15 protein-coding genes are annotated in these 16967 nt (G+C 60.2%); 10 read left to right on the plus strand and 5 right to left on the minus strand.

Annotation, left to right across the window (positions count from 1 at the left end):
• Window positions 1-542: 542 nt before the first annotated feature.
• From KW837_RS18560 to KW837_RS18570, 3 genes are all read left to right on the plus strand, one after another.
• Window positions 543-1901: a TolC family outer membrane protein gene (locus KW837_RS18560; protein ID WP_218397815.1), complete on the plus strand. Its 1359-nt coding sequence runs from the start codon at window positions 543-545 to the stop codon at window positions 1899-1901.
• 142 nt (window positions 1902-2043) lie between these two features.
• The gene (locus KW837_RS18565; RefSeq protein ID WP_218397816.1) at window positions 2044-4203 is read left to right on the plus strand and encodes a type I secretion system permease/ATPase; all 2160 of its coding nucleotides are present in this window, start codon (window positions 2044-2046) and stop codon (window positions 4201-4203) included.
• Between the two features lie 94 nt (window positions 4204-4297).
• Window positions 4298-5662, plus strand: a complete 1365-nt coding sequence (locus KW837_RS18570; protein WP_123494640.1) for an HlyD family type I secretion periplasmic adaptor subunit — start codon at window positions 4298-4300, stop codon at window positions 5660-5662.
• 139 nt (window positions 5663-5801) lie between these two features.
• On the opposite strand, the gene KW837_RS18575 is transcribed toward KW837_RS18570, so the two are convergent.
• Both KW837_RS18575 and KW837_RS18580 read right to left on the minus strand, forming a co-directional pair.
• Window positions 5802-6398, minus strand: a complete 597-nt coding sequence (locus KW837_RS18575) for a tRNA-uridine aminocarboxypropyltransferase (protein WP_218397818.1) — start codon at window positions 6396-6398, stop codon at window positions 5802-5804.
• 4 nt (window positions 6399-6402) lie between these two features.
• Window positions 6403-7296 carry a LysR family transcriptional regulator gene (locus KW837_RS18580; RefSeq protein WP_008013540.1) on the minus strand — a complete coding sequence of 298 codons (894 nt, stop codon included), beginning with the start codon at window positions 7294-7296 and terminating at the stop codon, window positions 6403-6405.
• A gap of 366 nt (window positions 7297-7662) precedes the next feature.
• On the opposite strand from KW837_RS18580, the gene speB reads away from it, so the two are divergent.
• From speB to KW837_RS18610, 6 genes are all read left to right on the plus strand, one after another.
• Window positions 7663-8613 (plus strand): agmatinase, encoded by a 951-nt coding sequence (gene speB, locus KW837_RS18585; RefSeq protein WP_007905133.1) that lies wholly within the window; start codon window positions 7663-7665, stop codon window positions 8611-8613.
• Window positions 8614-8622: 9 nt separating this feature from the next.
• Entirely contained in the window at window positions 8623-9045 is a 423-nt protein-coding gene (locus tag KW837_RS18590; protein WP_218397821.1) for a nuclear transport factor 2 family protein, read from the plus strand.
• 54 nt (window positions 9046-9099) lie between these two features.
• Window positions 9100-10611 carry a cytosine permease gene (locus KW837_RS18595; protein ID WP_218397823.1) on the plus strand — a complete coding sequence of 504 codons (1512 nt, stop codon included), beginning with the start codon at window positions 9100-9102 and terminating at the stop codon, window positions 10609-10611.
• Between the two features lie 189 nt (window positions 10612-10800).
• A complete protein-coding gene (locus tag KW837_RS18600) occupies window positions 10801-12180 on the plus strand; it encodes a sodium:solute symporter (RefSeq protein WP_192343940.1) in 1380 nt (459 codons plus the stop codon).
• An 84-nt stretch (window positions 12181-12264) separates the two neighbouring features.
• On the plus strand, window positions 12265-12990 hold the full coding sequence (locus KW837_RS18605; RefSeq protein WP_218397825.1) for an MBL fold metallo-hydrolase: 726 nt from the start codon (window positions 12265-12267) through the stop codon (window positions 12988-12990).
• A gap of 55 nt (window positions 12991-13045) precedes the next feature.
• The gene (locus KW837_RS18610) at window positions 13046-13297 is read left to right on the plus strand and encodes an acyl carrier protein (protein WP_218397827.1); all 252 of its coding nucleotides are present in this window, start codon (window positions 13046-13048) and stop codon (window positions 13295-13297) included.
• Between the two features lie 186 nt (window positions 13298-13483).
• Here KW837_RS18610 and KW837_RS28830 read toward each other — a convergent pair whose 3' ends face one another.
• Together KW837_RS28830 and KW837_RS18615 are read right to left on the minus strand one after the other, a co-directional pair.
• The gene (locus KW837_RS28830) at window positions 13484-13615 is read right to left on the minus strand and encodes a PA1414 family protein (protein WP_256348862.1); all 132 of its coding nucleotides are present in this window, start codon (window positions 13613-13615) and stop codon (window positions 13484-13486) included.
• Between the two features lie 139 nt (window positions 13616-13754).
• Entirely contained in the window at window positions 13755-14648 is an 894-nt protein-coding gene (locus tag KW837_RS18615; RefSeq protein ID WP_192343938.1) for a LysR family transcriptional regulator, read from the minus strand.
• 104 nt (window positions 14649-14752) lie between these two features.
• Here KW837_RS18615 and KW837_RS18620 point away from each other — a divergent pair, with 104 nt between their 5' ends.
• The gene (locus tag KW837_RS18620) at window positions 14753-15943 is read left to right on the plus strand and encodes an MFS transporter (protein WP_218397829.1); all 1191 of its coding nucleotides are present in this window, start codon (window positions 14753-14755) and stop codon (window positions 15941-15943) included.
• On the opposite strand, the gene KW837_RS18625 is transcribed toward KW837_RS18620, so the two are convergent.
• Entirely contained in the window at window positions 15879-16811 is a 933-nt protein-coding gene (locus tag KW837_RS18625) for a DMT family transporter (RefSeq protein ID WP_063341262.1), read from the minus strand. The two genes, KW837_RS18620 and KW837_RS18625, sit on opposite strands and share 65 nt — an antisense overlap.
• Between the last annotated feature and the right edge of the window lie 156 nt (window positions 16812-16967).

The raw sequence follows: 16967 nt of genomic DNA on the forward strand, positions 1-16967 counted from the left end.
AACGTGCCCATGGTTCAAGCAGGTTGGCCTGATGGATCGTTTGCCGAGAAAGCGTTTACCTGACGTAAACCACTGCCTCCCGACACTTTCGCCAGGCGTGTCGCTCGCAAGGGGAATTTCTGGATCGGGATAAAACCCTCTGCAATCAACGGCATCGGGATCCACTTCCAAAATAACCGCCCTGCTAACGATGCGTAACGGTTTTGAATCACTTGAGTGACAAAAAATTGTCGCCTCTAAACCGTCTCGCTTCCCTCCCCTCCAGCACTTCTTCGCTCTGTGTCGAAAAGTGAATTGAACTTTCCTCAAGCCCTTCGATGCTCCTGAGAGCTCATAAACAAAGGCTTTCGCATTGAACAATGTGCTGGATTTTTCAGAGCGCATAAGTTTTTTTCGGCATAAGCGTTATGAGAAATCCTTCTTAGCTTCGCGTCAGGATGTTCTTAGCTCTGTTGTAACAAGGGTGAGACGGTTTCACTTAAAAATAACGTCAAATATTTGGCGACTCACTAAGTACCATCAGGAATCAGGGAGAGGCATCCATGCGCGTTTTAACCCCCCTCTGCAGCGCGATTTTGCTGGCCATGGCCTGCACTTCTCAGGCTCAGGCGATGTCATTGACCGAGGCGATCCAGAGCACCATTGCGACCCACCCGGAACTGGCGTCGCGGGTCGATGCCCGGCTCTCGGCCGACGAGCAGGTTAAAGTCGCCAAAGGGGGCTTTTATCCATCGGTGGATTTGAACGCCGGCTACGGGCGCGGGTACAGCGATAACACCACCACTCGGGCGCAGGGCAATCACCACACCGAAATCCTCAACTACACCCAATCGGAACTGCGCCTGCGGCAGATGCTGTTCGACGGTTTCAACACCTCCAACGAAGTCGCGCGCACCAAAGGCGTGGCCAACTCGCGGGCCTATTACGCTCAAGGCACCGCCCAGGATCTGGCCCTGCGCACTGTCGAGGTGTACCTCGAAGTGCTCAAACGCCGCGAACTGGTGACCCTGGCCAAGAACAACCTGCAAGCGCACATGCGGGTCAATGATCAGATAGGCCTGCGTACCCAACGTGGAATCGGCAGCAACGCCGACGCCGACCAGTCCACCGCTCGCCGGGCACTGGCGCAAAACAACCTCGACACCGCCGAAGTCGATCTGGCCGATGCCGAGACAAATTTCTACAGCGTCGTGGGGCGCATGCCCGATGAACTCGAAGCACCGCCATCGACCCGCGGCGAATTGCCCACCACCCTGCCGGAAGCCCAGCAGAGCATGGTGGAAAACAACCCGTACCTGAAATCCGCCCAGGCCGATGTGCAATCGGCCGAGAGCCAGTACGAAGTCGCCAAGTCGCCGTTCTACCCGCGTTTTGACGCTGAAGCAGCGGTGGGCGCGAATAACAATATCCAGGGCGACGAAGGCCACGACAACGAATGGCGAGTGGGTGTGGTGATGAACTACAACCTGTTCCGCGGTGGCAGCGACAAGGCCCGGCTGGCCTCCGATGCGCACCAGATCAACCAGGCGCTGGACATCCGCAACAACGCCCTGCGCCAGCTCAACGAGAACATCCACCTGGCCTGGAACGCCATGCTCAACGCCAAGAAACAAACTCCGACCGCCCGTGAATACGCCGAAACCACCACCCGTGTGCGGGCCGCGTATCAGGATCAGTTCGGCCTGGGTCAACGGACCTTGCTCGACGTGCTCGACAGTGAAAACGAGCTCTACAACGCCAACCGCCGCTACACCGAAGTGCGCTACACCGAGGAGTTTTCGATGTACCGCGTGCTGGCGAACATGGGTCAGTTGTTGAGCAAACAACGGGTGGTGCTGCCTGCCGATGCGATCGCCGCCACCGAAGTGAAAAACGAAGCTCGTTTGCCTGAACTGAAATGAAGTAGCTCAACGTGACCAATTGTGGCGAGGGAGCTTGCTCCCGCTGGGTTGCGCAGCAACCCCGAACACCGATTGAAGATGAAGACAGTGTGAGTGCTGCGCACTCAAGCGGGAGCAAGCTCCCTCGCCACAGGCAATCAATATGACCAGCATGGAAACCGGCAACACGGGTGTCGATCCGCGTCTGAGCTTCGACGACCCGCTTCTGGACGGTCTGTTGATTCTCTGCAAACTTCATGGCGCGACGGTCAGTCGCGCCAGCCTGAGTGCCGGGCTGCCAATGGCACACCAACGTTTGAGCCTGGACCTGCTGCCGCGCGCAGCGGCCCGGGCCAGTTTGCAGGCGCGTGTGCTGCGCCGTGAACTGGGGGAGATTTCCTCGCTCAACCTGCCTGTGATGCTGATCCTCAACCATGGCCGCTGCGCAATCTTGCGTCGCTTCGGCGATGACGGTCAGGCGCTGATTCTGCCGAGCGAAGCCGACGGTGGAGAACAATGGGTCAGCACGGACGAGCTGGCCGCCAACTACAGCGGCCAGGCCTTGTTCGCCCGGCCGCGGCATGAACTCGAAGATTTGCGCGCGCCGCTGGTGCCACGAGTCGAGGCATGGTTTCGCGACACGTTGAAGTTGTCGAAGTGGCTGTACAGCGATGCGATTCTGGCGAGTTTTCTGATCAACCTGCTGGGCCTGATGGTGCCGCTGTTCGTGATGCAGACCTACGACCGAGTGGTGCCGAACCAGGCCACTTCAACATTGTGGGTGCTGTCGATCGGCTTGCTGATCGGCACTGGCTTCGAACTGGTGCTGCGGGTGGTTCGCGCGCACTTGCTGGACACGGCCGGGAAGAAAACCGACGTGATTCTTTCGGCAACCTTGTTCGAACGCATCACCGGCATGGCGATGAAAGCGCGGCCAGCAACCATCGGTGGTTTCGCCCAGAGCATTCATGACTTTCAGGGTCTTCGGGAATTTCTCACCGCCGTCACGCTGACCAGCCTGATCGACCTGCCCTTCGCGGTACTGATGCTGGTGGTGATCGGCCTGCTCGGTGGCTGGCTGGTGGTGATTCCGCTGTTGGCCTTCCCCATCACGATCATCTTTGCCATGGTGATTCAGGCACGTCTGCGCGACACCGTGCAGAAGAGTCTGAGCCTCGGCGCCGAACGCCAGGCCCTGCTGATCGAAACCCTCGGCGGCCTGGAAACCCTCAAGGCCTGCAGCGCCGAAAGCGAACGCCAGCACAAATGGGAAAGCACCCACGGCGCCCTCACCCGCCTCGACAGCCACGCGCGCAACCTCTCGGCGCTGGCCACCAACGGCACGTTGTTCATTCAGCAGTTCTCCGGCATGGCGACCATCGTCGCCGGGGTCTACAGCATCATTGCCGGCAACCTCAGCGTCGGCGCGCTGGTGGCGACCTACATGCTCGGCAGCCGCGTGCTCGCGCCGCTGGGACAGATCGCCGGGCTGATCACCCGTTATCAGCAAGCACAACTGACCATGAAAAGCACCGATGCGCTGATGTCGTTGCCGCAAGAACGTGACGCTAAACAGCGGCCGTTGGAGCGCACGCAACTGCAAGGCGCACTCGACGTCAGCGGCGTGACGTTCCACTACAACGGCCAGAATGCTCCGGCCCTGGCCAACGTCAGCTTCAGCATGAAGCCGGGCGAGCGGATCGGCATCATCGGCCGCAGCGGTTCGGGCAAAAGCACATTGGCGCGGCTGGTGATGGGTTTCTATGCACCGGAAGAAGGCCAGTTGCTGCTCGATGGCCTGGACCTGCGGCAACTGGACGTCGCCGACCTGCGTCAACAGATCGGTTACGTCGCCCACGACCTGCCGCTGCTGGCCGGCAGCCTGCGCGACAACCTGACCCTCGGCGCGCGCTACATCAGCGATGCCCGGATGCTCGAAGTCGCCGAACTGACCGGCGTCACCGAACTGGCTCGCCAACATCCCCATGGCTTCGACCGGCCGGTGGGTGAACGCGGTCAGTTGCTGTCGGGCGGGCAACGGCAAGCGGTGTTGCTGGCGCGGGCCTTGTTGCTCGACCCGCCGATCATGCTGCTCGACGAACCCACCAGCGCCATGGACAACAGCAGCGAAGACGTCCTGCGGCAAAAACTCCACGGCTGGATTCAGGGCAAAACCCTGCTGTTGGTCACTCACCGCACCTCGATGCTCAGCCTGGTGGACCGGTTGGTGGTGCTGGACAACGGACGGATCGTCGCCGACGGCCCGAAAGAAGCAGTCATCGATGCATTGCGCAAGGGCCGTGTCGGCTCTGCGACGGTTTAGGGGCACTTTACGACGGCTTCGCCGCCGAGCGGGAGCAAGCTCCCTCGCCACAGTTTGTGTTCGGCTTTATTTCTCTAACTGACGGGTATCGCCCATGTCTGCTCAAACACCGGATTCAGCGGCCCGAAGCTACCTCGGCAGTTTCAGCAAAAGTGCCGAAAGCGAATTCATGCCGGAAACCGCCGGCGCGTCGTTGCAGGATTCGCCGCGCTGGTCGCGGATCACCGTGTGGCTGGCGGCAGCGCTGCTGATCACCTCGCTGGTCTGGGCCAAGTTCGCCGTGTTGCAGGAAGTCACCACGGGTGAAGGCAAGGCGATTCCATCGAGCAAGATTCAGGTGATCCAGAACCTGGAGGGCGGCATCGTCACGGAAATCTTCGTGCGCGAAGGGCAAATGGTGAACAAGGGCGACACCTTGCTGCGCCTGGATGACACGCGATTTCTGTCGAACAAGGGTGAAAGCGAAGCGGATCGTTATGCACTGACTGCGCAGGTCGAACGGTTATCGGCCGAAGCGGAAGGTCGGCCGTTCAAGCTGTCTGCGGAAGTCATCGCCAAGGCGCCACAAGTGGCCGAGGACGAACGCTCGCTGTACGAACAACGCCAGCGCCGACTGGCCAGCGAACAGCGCACGCTGACCGAACAACTTCGGCAGAAAACCCAGGAACTGGCGGAATTCCGTTCCAAACAGGGGCAGTTCAGTTCCAGCCTGGCGCTGCTGCAACAAGAGATGAACATGTCGGCGCCGCTGGTGGGCACCGGAGCGGTTTCGCCGGTGGAAATCCTGCGACTCAAACGCAGCGCGGTGGAAATCCGCGGCTCGCTGAACGCTACGACCCTGGCGATTCCCCGTGCCGAATCGGCAATCAATGAGATCAAAAGCAAGATCGACGAGTCGGAACAATCCTTCCGTTCGGACGCGGCAAAAGAGCTGAATGAGAAACGCACCGACCTGTCGAAAATCACCGCCTCAAGCATTGCCATCGACGACCGGGTGACGCGCACCACCGTGGTGTCGCCGGTTCACGGCATTATCAAAATGCTGAAGGTCAATACCATCGGCGGCGTGGTCCAGCCGGGCAACGACATGGTGGAAATCGTGCCGCTGGAAGACAACCTGCTGATCGAAGCCAAAGTCCGCCCTCAAGACGTGGCGTTCCTGCACCCGGGCCAGAAAGCCATGGTCAAGTTCAGCGCTTACGACTACACGATTTACGGCGGGCTGAGTGCCAAGCTGGAGTTGATTGGCGCGGACACCATCACCGATGACAAGGGCAACAGCTTTTATCTGATTCAGGTAAGAACCGACAAGAATCACTTGGGCGGGGATGCGAAACCGCTGCTGATCATTCCGGGGATGGTGGCGACGGTGGACATTATTACCGGGGAGAAAAGTGTGTTGGATTATCTGCTTAAACCGGTGTTGAAAGCTCGGACTGAGGCGATGCGCGAAAGGTAGTCTTGAGTTGAGATTGTCTGTGATTGTTCTACCGCTTTCGCGAGCAAGCCCGCTCCCACAGTTGATCGCATTTCTCCTGAAGGAACTCGGTCTAATGTGGGAGCGGGCTTGCTCGCGAAGAGGCCCTCAGAAACAACGACTATTTCGGCCCATGATTGCGCTGAAAAACCTCCTCCCCCATCGCCGCAATCTGCCCCTCGATCAACGCCTCGAACGGTTTTAACAACGGCTCGAAAGTGCTCGGCGCTTCAAGCGTCTGCAACGCCTGCACAATCGCCTCCACCGTCGACAACGCCCCAGGCCCCGGAGCCTTGCGCAAGCGATAACGCGACACCCCGCCCTCGGCCAATGTCACCCTGGGCAACGCCGACAACAATGGATTGAGGTGCAGCATTTTGCGCGCCTTGCGCCAGGTGCCGTCCGGGACCACCAGCAATAGTGGTTCATCATGGGTGGTGTAAGCCTGCAACGGTTGTGCATCCTCGGCGGGAAACAGCAGCCGCGCCTGATAGCCCGGCTGATTCAACAGCGCCGGCAAATCCTCGAACACCTCGCCGACGATCAACTCGGCATTCTTCAACCCCAACGCGGCCAACCGCGCGGTGTTCAGCGCGTGGTTCACTTCGCTCGGATGCTGAAGCAGCAACACCCGGGTGCGGCTGTCGAGGCTCGGGATCAGCGGGCACAGGCAATGGGTTTGCGGACGCAGGCAACGCGGGCACTGGATTCTGGACATTGTCTTAAGCCTGATTCAGTTGTGCTTTAAGCAGATCACGGAAGGTCTGGATCAGCGGTTCGCGGCTGCGGCCCCGGCGCACGATCATCGAGAACGGCGCCTGATAACCGAACGTCGCCGGCAGCAGCACGCGTAAATCACCTTTGTCAGCCCAAGCCTGAGCGTAGTGCTCCGGCAAGTAACCGATGTAGGCGCCGGACAGCACCAGAATCAACTGGGCCTCCATACTTTCCACAGTCGCCGCGCTGTGTTTGAAACCGTGGCGGGCCAGTTCCGCCTGGCTCCAATAGCCGCGACCGACCATGCGCTGTTGGGTGATGACTTGCTCGGGAATGCGCCGCTCGGTGAACAGCGGATGGCGGCTGCTGCAATACAGCCAGTGTTGCTCGCGGTACAGCGGCATGTAGACCAGACCGCTCATGCGCGTGGAAAAGGCACCGATGGCCAGGTCGAGGCGGTTGTCCTGCACGCCGAGTTGCAGCTCGTAAGGGCTCATGACCGACAGATGCAAATGCACCGCCGGGTGCTCCTGACTGTAGGCGCCGATGGCTTCGGCGAAGGGCAAGGCCTTATCGCTGACGGTGGAGTCGATCACGCCCAGGTTCAAGGTTCCGCGCAGCTCGCCTTTGAGGGCGGCGGCGTATTGTTCGAAACCTTCGAGTTCGGCCAATAGCCGCAGGGTTTCCTGATGGAACAGCTCACCCTTGCTGGTCAGGCTGAAACCACCGCGACCGCGATGGCAAAGCACCAGGCCCAAGGCCGCTTCGAGCTGGCTCATGTAAGTGCTGATGGCCGAGGTCGAGAGGTTGAGCTCTTGCTGGGCGTTGGCGAACCCCTGATGGCGGACCACGCTGACGAAGATGCGCAATAGTTTCAGGTCGGGTAAAGCGTTGGCCATGGGGGGCTCCGGTTGCAAGGATACGCACGGTGCTTCTGTTGAAACACAACCCTTGTGGGAGCGGGCTTGCTCGCGAAAGCGGTATGTCAGGCAACATTGATTTCGACTGACACGACGCCTTCGCGAGCAAGCCCGCTCCCACATGGGTTGCGGTGTTCAGCCTATGAATGACAGGCATCAGCGATTCTGTGCATGGCGGAAGTCTATCGCCGTCGCCGCCATTAGTTTAGAAAAATCTGAACTAAGTATTTGCCCGTAGCGATTCTTCCCGGTCACTGCATTTCGCAGAATCGGCCCACAGCGGTGCCCGTCTCTCCCCGAGCGTGCAACCGACATAAATAAAACAACGACGATGAGGCCTTACCCGTGGACAAGATTCTTCACCAACCACTGGGCGGCAACGAAATGCCGCGCTTCGGCGGCATCGCCACCATGCTGCGACTTCCCCATTTGCCATCCGCTGCCGGCCTGGACGCTGCCTTTATCGGCATCCCACTGGACATCGGCACTTCCCTGCGCCCCGGCACCCGTTTCGGGCCGCGTGAAATCCGTGCGGAATCGGTGATGATCCGCCCATACAACATGGCCACCGGCGCCGCGCCGTTCGATTCACTGTCGGTTGCCGACATCGGTGACGTGGCGATCAACACGTTCAACCTGCTGGACGCCGTGCGGATCATCGAAGAGGCCTACGACAACATCCTCGAACACGATGTGATCCCCATGACTCTCGGCGGCGACCACACCATCACCCTGCCGATCCTGCGTGCCATCCATAAAAAGCACGGCAAGGTCGGCCTGGTACACATCGACGCGCACGCCGATGTGAACGATCACATGTTCGGCGAGAAGATCGCCCACGGCACCACCTTCCGTCGCGCTGTGGAAGAAGGTCTTCTGGATTGCGACCGCGTGGTGCAAATTGGCCTGCGCGCTCAGGGTTACACCGCTGATGACTTCAACTGGAGCCGCAATCAAGGCTTCCGTGTGGTTCAGGCTGAAGAATGCTGGCACAAATCCCTGGCACCGCTGATGGCCGAAGTTCGCGAGAAAGTCGGCGGCGGTCCGGTGTACCTGAGTTTCGATATCGACGGCATTGACCCGGCCTGGGCACCAGGCACTGGCACCCCGGAAATCGGCGGTCTGACGACCATTCAAGCGATCGAAATCGTGCGCGGCTGCCAAGGCCTCGATCTGGTCGGCTGCGATCTGGTGGAAGTCTCGCCAGCGTACGACACCACCGGCAACACCTCGCTGTTGGGCGCCAACCTGCTGTACGAAATGCTCTGCGTACTGCCAGGCGTGGTCCATCGCTGAGGATCGGTCATGAGCGAACGTGATCAGGTACTCAACGCCGCCGCTGAGCTGGTGTCGGCCTTTGCTCGTAACGATCGCGAAGCTTACTTCGGCGCATTCAGCGTTGATGCCAGCTTCGTGTTCTACACCCTCGAGCAGCCCCTGCTGTCGCGCGATGCCTATCAGGCGTTGTGGGACACCTGGCGCGCCGAGGACGGCTTCGAGGTGCTGTCGTGCACCTCGAGCAACGCCTTCGTCAGCCTGCAGGGTGACGTGGCAATTTTCATCCATGACGTGGCCACCGAGCTGCGCATGCAAGGGGAGCAACACTTCAGCCAGGAGCGCGAGACGATTGTTTTCAAAAAACAGGCGTCTGGCCAAGAACAACAAGGCCTATGGCTGGCCTGCCACGAACATTTGTCCGCAATGCCGGAAGGGCTGCCACCCCCTTAGCCAAACAGGTGACGCTCACACACGATGAGCGCGCCTTTATGATCGGAGCAGATCATGAATAACAACAACAAAGACCAAAGCCTTACGCAAATCGAAACCTACGGGGTCGAACAGATCCCGGACAACGAACGCACCGCAGGCCCGACGGACTTGTTCCGGATGATCTTCGGCGGTTCCAACACCTTTGCCACCGCCGTGCTCGGCAGTTTTCCGGTGCTGTTCGGCCTGTCTTTCCAGGCGGGCGTCTGGGCGATTGTGCTGGGCGTGTTGCTGGGTTCGCTGATCCTTGCGCCGATGGGTTTGTTCGGTCCGCTTAATGGCACCAACAACGCCGTGTCGTCCGGTGCGCATTTCGGTGTGCACGGGCGAATCGTCGGTTCGTTCCTGTCGCTGCTGACCGCCATCGCCTTCTTCTCGCTTTCGGTGTGGAGTTCGGGCGATGCGTTGATCGGTGGCGCGAAACGCCTGATCGGCCTGCCGGAAACCGACCTCACCTTGGGCCTGGCCTACGGTCTGTTCGCGATCCTGGTGCTGACGGTGTGCATCTACGGCTTCCGTTTCCTGCTGTGGGTCAACAAGATCGCGGTGTGGAGCGCCAGCCTGTTGTTTCTGTTGGGTATCTTTGCTTTCGCCGGTCCCTTCGATATGAACTACGCCGGCAGCGTCAGCCTCGGTCAACCGGGTTTCTGGGCGGCCTTCATCGGCGCTGCACTGGTAGCGATGAGCAACCCGATTTCCTTCGGCGCGTTCCTCGGCGACTGGTCACGCTACATCCCGCGTGACACCTCCAAGCGCCGGATCATGGCCGCCGTGGTGATCTCGCAGATCGCCACCTTCATCCCGTTCCTGTTCGGCCTCGCCACCGCCACCATCGTTGCGATCAAAGCACCGGACTACATCGCGGCCAACAACTACGTCGGCGGTCTGCTGGCGGTGTCGCCGAGCTGGTTCTTCCTGCCGGTGTGCCTGATTGCGGTGATCGGCGGCATGTCCACCGGCACCACTTCGCTGTATGGCACCGGGCTGGACATGTCCAGCGTGTTCCCGAGGGTGCTGTCGCGGGTCAAGGCAACGTTGCTGATCGGCGTGATGTCGATTGCTTTCATCTTCATCGGGCGCTTTGCGGCGAACCTGGTGCAGAGCGTGTCGACCTTCGCTGTGCTGATCATCACCTGCACCACCCCGTGGATGGTGATCATGATCATCGGCCTGCTGGTGCGTCGCGGCTTCTACTGCCCGGATGACCTGCAAGTGTTCACCCGTGGCGAAAAAGGTGGCCGTTACTGGTTCACCCACGGCTGGAACTGGCGTGGCCTGGGTGCCTGGATCCCAAGTGCATTGGTGGGTTTGTGCTTCGTGAACCTGCCGGGGCAGTTTGTCGGGCCGCTGGGCAACCTCGCTGGTGGGATCGACATCAGCTTGCCGGTGACCCTCGGCCTGGCCTCCGTGGTGTACCTGACGCTGCTGAGCCTGTTCCCGGAACCGGCTGCGGTGTTCGGCCCCAACGATGCACGCAGCAAGGGCACGGATTCGCTCGGTAAACCGGCGATACGACAAGCCGCCTGATTCAACGCATTACCTGTGGTCAACGCATTACCTGTAGGAGCGAGGCTTGCCCGCGAAGAACGATGACGCGGTCTGCCTGGTGGACTGCGGCGCTCCCTTCGCGGGCAAGCCTCGCTCCTACAGGGGTCGGTTTTCCACAAAGATTGATTTTCGCCTCACCATAAAAAAGACAATCGGAGACACGCCATCATGGCTTTGGATTTATTCGTCGTACTCATCTACGCCGCCGCGATGCTGATACTCGGCTACTACGGCATGCGCAAGGCCAAGACCAACGAAGACTTTTTGGTCGCCGGTCGTAACCTCGGCCCGAGCCTGTACATGGGCACCATGGCCGCGACCGTTCTGGGCGGCGCATCTACCGTCGGCACCGTGCGCCTGGGCTACGTCCATGGCATCTCCGGTTTCTGGCTCTGCGCGGCCCTCGGTTGCGGGATTGTGGCGCTGAACCTGTTCCTCGCCAAACCGCTGCTGAAACTGAAAATCTACACCGTTACCCAGGTGCTGGAAAAACGCTACAACCCGATGGCCCGCTCCGCGAGCGCGGTGATCATGCTGGCGTATGCGCTGATGATCGGCGTGGTCTCGATCCTGGCCATTGGCACCGTGCTGCAAGTGCTGTTCGACCTGCCGTTCTGGCTATCGGTATTGGTCGGCGGTGGCGTGGTGGTGATTTATTCGGCGATCGGCGGCATGTGGTCCCTGACCCTGACCGACATCGTCCAGTTCGTCATCAAGACCGTGGGCTTGATGTTCATCCTGTTGCCAATCTGCCTGTACCGCGTCGGTGGTTGGGATGAGTTGGTGTTGAAACTGCCGGCAACCGCCTTCAGCTTCACCACGATTGGCTGGGACACCATCATCACCTACTTCATGATCTACTTCTTCGGGATCCTGATTGGCCAAGACATCTGGCAGCGTGTGTTCACCGTCAAGAGCGCCAAAGTGGCTCAGGTCGCCGGTACATTCGCAGGCTTCTACTGCATCCTTTACGGACTGGCCTGCGCCCTGATCGGCATGGCCGCTCATGTGCTGATCCCGGACCTGGACAACGTCAACAACGCCTTCGCCGCCATCGTCAAACTGTCCCTGCCGGACGGTATCCGTGGCCTGGTGATCGCGGCTGCCCTGGCGGCCATGATGTCCACCGCCAGCGCCGGCCTGCTCGCCGCCGCCACCACCCTGACCGAAGACCTGCTGCCGAAACTGCGCGGCGGTAAACAGTCGAGCCTGGCGGTCAACCGCCTGTTCACCCTGCTGACCGGCATCGCCGTGCTGGGTATCGCGCTGGTCGTCAACGACGTGATCAGTGCCCTGACCCTGGCCTATAACCTGTTGGTGGGCGGCATGTTGATCCCGCTGATCGGTGCAATCTTCTGGAAACGCGCAACCACCGCCGGCGCTATCGCCAGCATGGGCATGGGCTTCGCCACCGCGCTGCTGTTCATGGTCAAGGACGGTATGGACGCCAACACCCCGATCTACTACAGCCTCGGCGTAGGCCTGGTGAGTTTCGTGGTGGTCAGCCTGCTGTCCCGTCGCCCGGCAGTGGTGGCCAGCCCTGCCTAAGCTGAACATAACGACTTGATGCTTTCTTCGACGGGTGTGGCGTCGGTTGCCACACCCGTTTTTTTCGTCTGGAGAAAACCTTTGATGAAGATTGTTTCTCGCGATCAGTGGTTCGAGGTCAAACAGCTCAGCGACGGCATACGCCTGATTCACGAGCCTTACATTAGGCCCTTTTACCGCTGCAACCTCTGGCACATTCAGGGGCGTGACAAGGATTTGCTGCTGGACAGCGGTTCCGGGCTGGTCAGCCTGCGCGAGCAATTGCCGTGGCTCACCGAACGACCGCTGGTGGCAGTGGCCAGCCATTGCCATTTCGATCACATTGCCGGCCATCACGAGTTTCCCGAACGGCTGGTGCACCCGGCCGAAGCACAGATCCTCGCCGAGCCCGATGGCGACAACACCCTGAGCAAGGCTTTCGTCGGTGACGACATGTTCGAGGCTCACCCCGACTGCCCGTTGTGCTACGCCGAATACCGGGTCAAAGCCGCACCGGCCACGGGTTTGATTGAAGAAGGTGACGTGCTCGATCTCGGTGATCGGGTCTTGCAAGTGCTGCACACACCGGGTCATTCACCGGGCGGCATCAGCCTGTTTGAAGCGGCGACCGAAACCCTGTTCAGCGGCGACATCATTTACGACGGGCCACTGATCGAAGACGCCTATCACTCCAACCTCGACGACTACGCCCGCAGCCTGCAACGCTTGCGTGCGCTGCCGATCCGCACCGTGCATGGCGGGCATTTCGGGAGTTTTTCCGGGGAGTATTTGCGCACGATGATTGACGAGTGGCAGCGCCGACACGCCTGAAGCCTGCTGTACTCAGCACCAGGGACAACAACAATAACGCCCTCGAAGAACAATCATGACAAGAGACGCCGTTCATACAGCCGTGCACCGCTTCATCAGCCGCCTGCTCGAGGGCCGGGATGACTTCGACGACAACACCCCTCTGGTGCAGTTGGGACTGGATAAAGAAGACATTGAAGATCTGATTTTCCATCTGGAAGATCAGCTGGGACTGACAGCGTTTACCGCCGAAGAAGACCGGATGCTCAAGACTGCGACGACCGTCGACGACTTGAGCCGGTTTTTGATTGAGATCGGGCGGTATTGAGACGGGTTGTCAGATACCACCGATATGACGAATGAACCTCTGTGGCGAGGGAGCTTGCTCCCGCTCGATTGCGCAGCAATCGCAAGCTGCATCCGTGCTCGACCTGATCCACCTCTGTGGCGATGAATGGGGCCGCTGCGCGCCCCAGCGGGAGCAAGCTCCCTCGCCACAGGTGATTTGCCAGAATTACCGGCGGCGCTGCTGCTGGCGGCGACGTTGTTCGTCGTCAGTGCGAATGGGTATGGGTTGCAGAGGCGGTTCGATCAAACCGAGTGCGACACCCAGGTCATGCAGCCAGTTTTGGATTTTCTCTTTCATGGTGCCCCCTTCAGGGTAGTGCCGAGCGGCTGAAGTTCTGTAGCCCCTTCGCACTGATAATAGTCCGAAGTCCTACGCAATGCTCGCCCAAGATCGCAATGATCTGTTACTAAATTGATCCAAATCCCAGACCGCCCGTTCAAGCAATTGCCTGGGTCTGAATCGCTGCCGACGGATACACCGCCTGCTGCTGCTCGATCCATGCATTCAGGTTGGCCCCGACCATGCCTTTGCGCCACATCAGCCACGTGGTCGCGCTGGCGAACGGCTCGGCCAACGGGTGCACCGCCACACTTTCGCGCCCCGGCAGACTAGCGAGCATCGACTCCGACATCAGCGCTACGCCGGAGCCGGCAATCACGCAGGCAAGCATTCCCGGATAAGACTCGATCTCCATCGCCCGGCCCATGGCTGCATGGTCATGGGCAAACCAGGCTTCCAGACGCATCCGATAGGAACAGCCCTGCCGAAACGTGAACACCGAACGTCCTTCGACATCCAGTGCACTGCGTACCGGCGGATGATCGGCCTCGCTGATCAATACCAGCCGTTCGTGGCATAACGGCACGCCGTCGAGCCCGGCCAGTTCCAGCGGACCGTCCACCAGCGCCGCATCGAGGCGCCCGGTGAGCAGACCTTCGAGCAATTCGCCGCTGGGGCCCGATTGCACTTGCAGGTTCACCGCCGGATAGCTGCGGTGATAACGCGCCAACAGCTCTGGCAGGTGAATTGCGGCGGTGCTGTACATGGTGCCCAGTACGAAGTCCCCGGCCGGTTGCCCGCCCTGCACTGCCGCGTGGGCTTCGTCGTGCAAGGCGAACAGCTTGGCGGTGTAGTCCAAGAGGACTTTTCCCGCAGGTGACAACTGCAAACGCTGACGCTCACGTACGAACAGTTCGACACCGAGTTGCTCTTCGAGCTGCTTGAGCCGGGTCGACAGGTTGGACGGCACGCGATGCAATCGTTCAGCAGCGCGGGTAATGGAGCCCTCCTGCGCCACCGCCTGGAAAATCCGCAATTGGCTGAATTCCACGCAATTCTCCAAATCAGAACAAGTTTCTCACTATTATTCATTTTTAAAGAAAGTCAATCAGTCCTAGCCTGACGGTCATTGATCCTCGAAACGGAACTCAGACCATGTCCCCTCTGATTCGCTTAACCGCCAGCTTCATCGCCCTGATGATGGCCATGGGCATCGGGCGTTTCGCCCTGACCCCGCAACTGCCGCACTTGCTCAGCGAAGGCCAGATCGACCTGACTGCCGCCGGTCTGATTGCCGCCGCCAACTACCTCGGCTACTTCGTCGGCGCGGTGGACACGATGTTCGCTAGTCGCCCCGACCAGGTTCGTCGACGCCTGCTCGGCGGTTTGTGGCTCTGTGTGCTGCTGACTCTGGCCTCGTTCTGGGCCAACGGGTTCTGGTCGCATCTGGCATTGCGTTTCGGCACAGGCGTGGCCAGTGCGTGGGTGTTAGTGATGATTACTGCATTGAGTCAACCGTTGGCAGCGGCGGCCGGTCGTCCGCGGCTTGGCGCCTTGGTCTTTGCCGGGCCGGGTCTGGGGATTTTTCTGACAGGGTTGTTGGCCTTGGGCTCGAACCTGCTGGGGCAGACGTCCGCAGTCTTGTGGCTGGTGTATGCCGGAGTCGGGGTGGTGATGCTGTTGGGGATTCTGCCGTTCCTGCCGCAACCGGCCGCTCTTTCTACGGCGTCCCCATCTGCCGTCACATCGGGTGCCCAAGGTGTCGGACGTTTACCGGTGATCTATGGGTTATACGGTTTGGGCTACATCATCCCGGCCACTTTCCTCTCGCAAATGGCCAGCGCACAGTTCCATGGGCAATGGCAAGCCGATCTGTTCTGGCCATGCTTCGGTCTGGCGGCGGCAATCGGGGTGGTGTTGGTGAGCCTGCGTCGGCACAACCCGAATGCCACTCGCCATTGGCTGATGGCAACATTGTGGTTGCAAGCGGCCGGGGTCTTCGCCTGCCTGTTGGGTAGCGGTGCCGGCCTGGCGTTGGGGGTGATCTTGTGTGGCGGGCCGTTCCTGGCCTGCATGCAACTGGTGATGCAGCGCTCCCGGGAACTGGCGCCCCATGCCACCCAGCGCAACGCCGGGCTGCTGACCGCGTGCTTCGCCGTGGGTCAGCTCAGCGGGCCGTTGCTGGCCGCGCTGAGCAGTCATTTCAGCGGTGGATTGCAACCCGCGCTGGTGATCGCCGGCAGCGGTTTGCTCATCGCAGGAGGTTTGTTGCTGCGCCCGGTCAGGGTTGCCCAAGTGCTTTGCGCAAACGACGGCGGACCCACTGCTCTGCGCTCACAAAAGTGATCCCGAGCAGCACCAGCACCGCGCCGATCACAAAGTTCAGGCTCAGTTCTTCGCCCAGCAGCACCACGCCGAATGTGACGCCGAACAGCGGCGTCATGAACGAAAACACCGCCAGGTTCGCCGCCAGATAACGACGCAGCAGCCAGAACCAGGTCAGGTAACTGAAGAACGACACCACCAACCCTTGGAATAACACACTGGCCACGGCAACAGTGGTCAGGCTGACATGAGTGACCTGCCCGCTGAGGATCGCGATCAACAGCAGGCCGACGAAGCCGACGATCAGTTGATAAAACAGCGTCAGCGTCACCGGCGCTTCCGACAGGCGCGAGGCGCGCACCACCACGGTGGTCGCGCCCCACGACGCGCCAGCCAGCACGCCCAACGCATCGCCCATCAGCATGCGGTGGTCGAGGTTGTCCCACGACACGCCACCGGCAAACGCAATGGCAATGCCGATGAAGGCGAGAACAATCCCCAGCCACTGCACCGGTCTTAAACGTTCACTGGGCAGCAGCCAATGCACGCCCAATGCGGTGAAGATCGGCGCGGTATAAAGGAACACCGACATGTGCGCGGCCGTGGTCAATTGCAGGCCTTCGGAAATGAAGAAAAACTCCAGGCCAAACAACGCACCCGCCAGCAAGCCGCCGCGCCAGGTAGTGCCAACCTGATCCCAACCGCCCTTCCAGCAGATCAACAATCCTACGAGCAATGCGGAAATACCCGACCGCCCCGCCGCTTGCATGACCGGCGCGATGTCGGGCGCGGCCCACTTGATCATCACCTGCTGCACGCCCCAGATCAGACACAACCCGACCATCACTTGCAGGGCAAATCCATCGGCGCTACGCCGGGTGGCGCTCACCGGAACACCTCGACAACACAATCCATGGCAGTGACTCGACAGTAAAAGCAAAGCCCCGACCTTCTGGCTGAGCAGAGTGCCGGGGCGAAAAATTATGCCGTCGATTATTAACCAGATGGACAGAAAAAGGTGTCTGCAAAAGACCTTTAAATCGTT

Source organism: Pseudomonas sp. PDM24 (genome assembly GCF_019218905.1).
In the GTDB taxonomy this organism is placed as follows: domain Bacteria; phylum Pseudomonadota; class Gammaproteobacteria; order Pseudomonadales; family Pseudomonadaceae; genus Aquipseudomonas.

Bases quoted from the DNA above. Each gene is read 5' to 3' on its own strand.
- KW837_RS18560 (WP_218397815.1), top strand. From the start codon at position 543: ATGCGCGTTTTAACCCCCCTCTGCAGCGCGATTTTGCTGGCCATGGCC.
- KW837_RS18565 (WP_218397816.1), top strand. From the start codon at position 2,044: ATGACCAGCATGGAAACCGGCAACACGGGTGTCGATCCGCGTCTGAGC.
- KW837_RS18570 (WP_123494640.1), top strand. From the start codon at position 4,298: ATGTCTGCTCAAACACCGGATTCAGCGGCCCGAAGCTACCTCGGCAGT.
- KW837_RS18575 (WP_218397818.1), bottom strand. From the start codon at position 6,398: ATGTCCAGAATCCAGTGCCCGCGTTGCCTGCGTCCGCAAACCCATTGC.
- KW837_RS18580 (WP_008013540.1), bottom strand. From the start codon at position 7,296: ATGGCCAACGCTTTACCCGACCTGAAACTATTGCGCATCTTCGTCAGC.
- KW837_RS18590 (WP_218397821.1), top strand. From the start codon at position 8,623: ATGAGCGAACGTGATCAGGTACTCAACGCCGCCGCTGAGCTGGTGTCG.
- KW837_RS18595 (WP_218397823.1), top strand. From the start codon at position 9,100: ATGAATAACAACAACAAAGACCAAAGCCTTACGCAAATCGAAACCTAC.
- KW837_RS18600 (WP_192343940.1), top strand. From the start codon at position 10,801: ATGGCTTTGGATTTATTCGTCGTACTCATCTACGCCGCCGCGATGCTG.
- KW837_RS18605 (WP_218397825.1), top strand. From the start codon at position 12,265: ATGAAGATTGTTTCTCGCGATCAGTGGTTCGAGGTCAAACAGCTCAGC.
- KW837_RS18610 (WP_218397827.1), top strand. From the start codon at position 13,046: ATGACAAGAGACGCCGTTCATACAGCCGTGCACCGCTTCATCAGCCGC.
- KW837_RS28830 (WP_256348862.1), bottom strand. From the start codon at position 13,615: ATGAAAGAGAAAATCCAAAACTGGCTGCATGACCTGGGTGTCGCACTC.
- KW837_RS18620 (WP_218397829.1), top strand. From the start codon at position 14,753: ATGTCCCCTCTGATTCGCTTAACCGCCAGCTTCATCGCCCTGATGATG.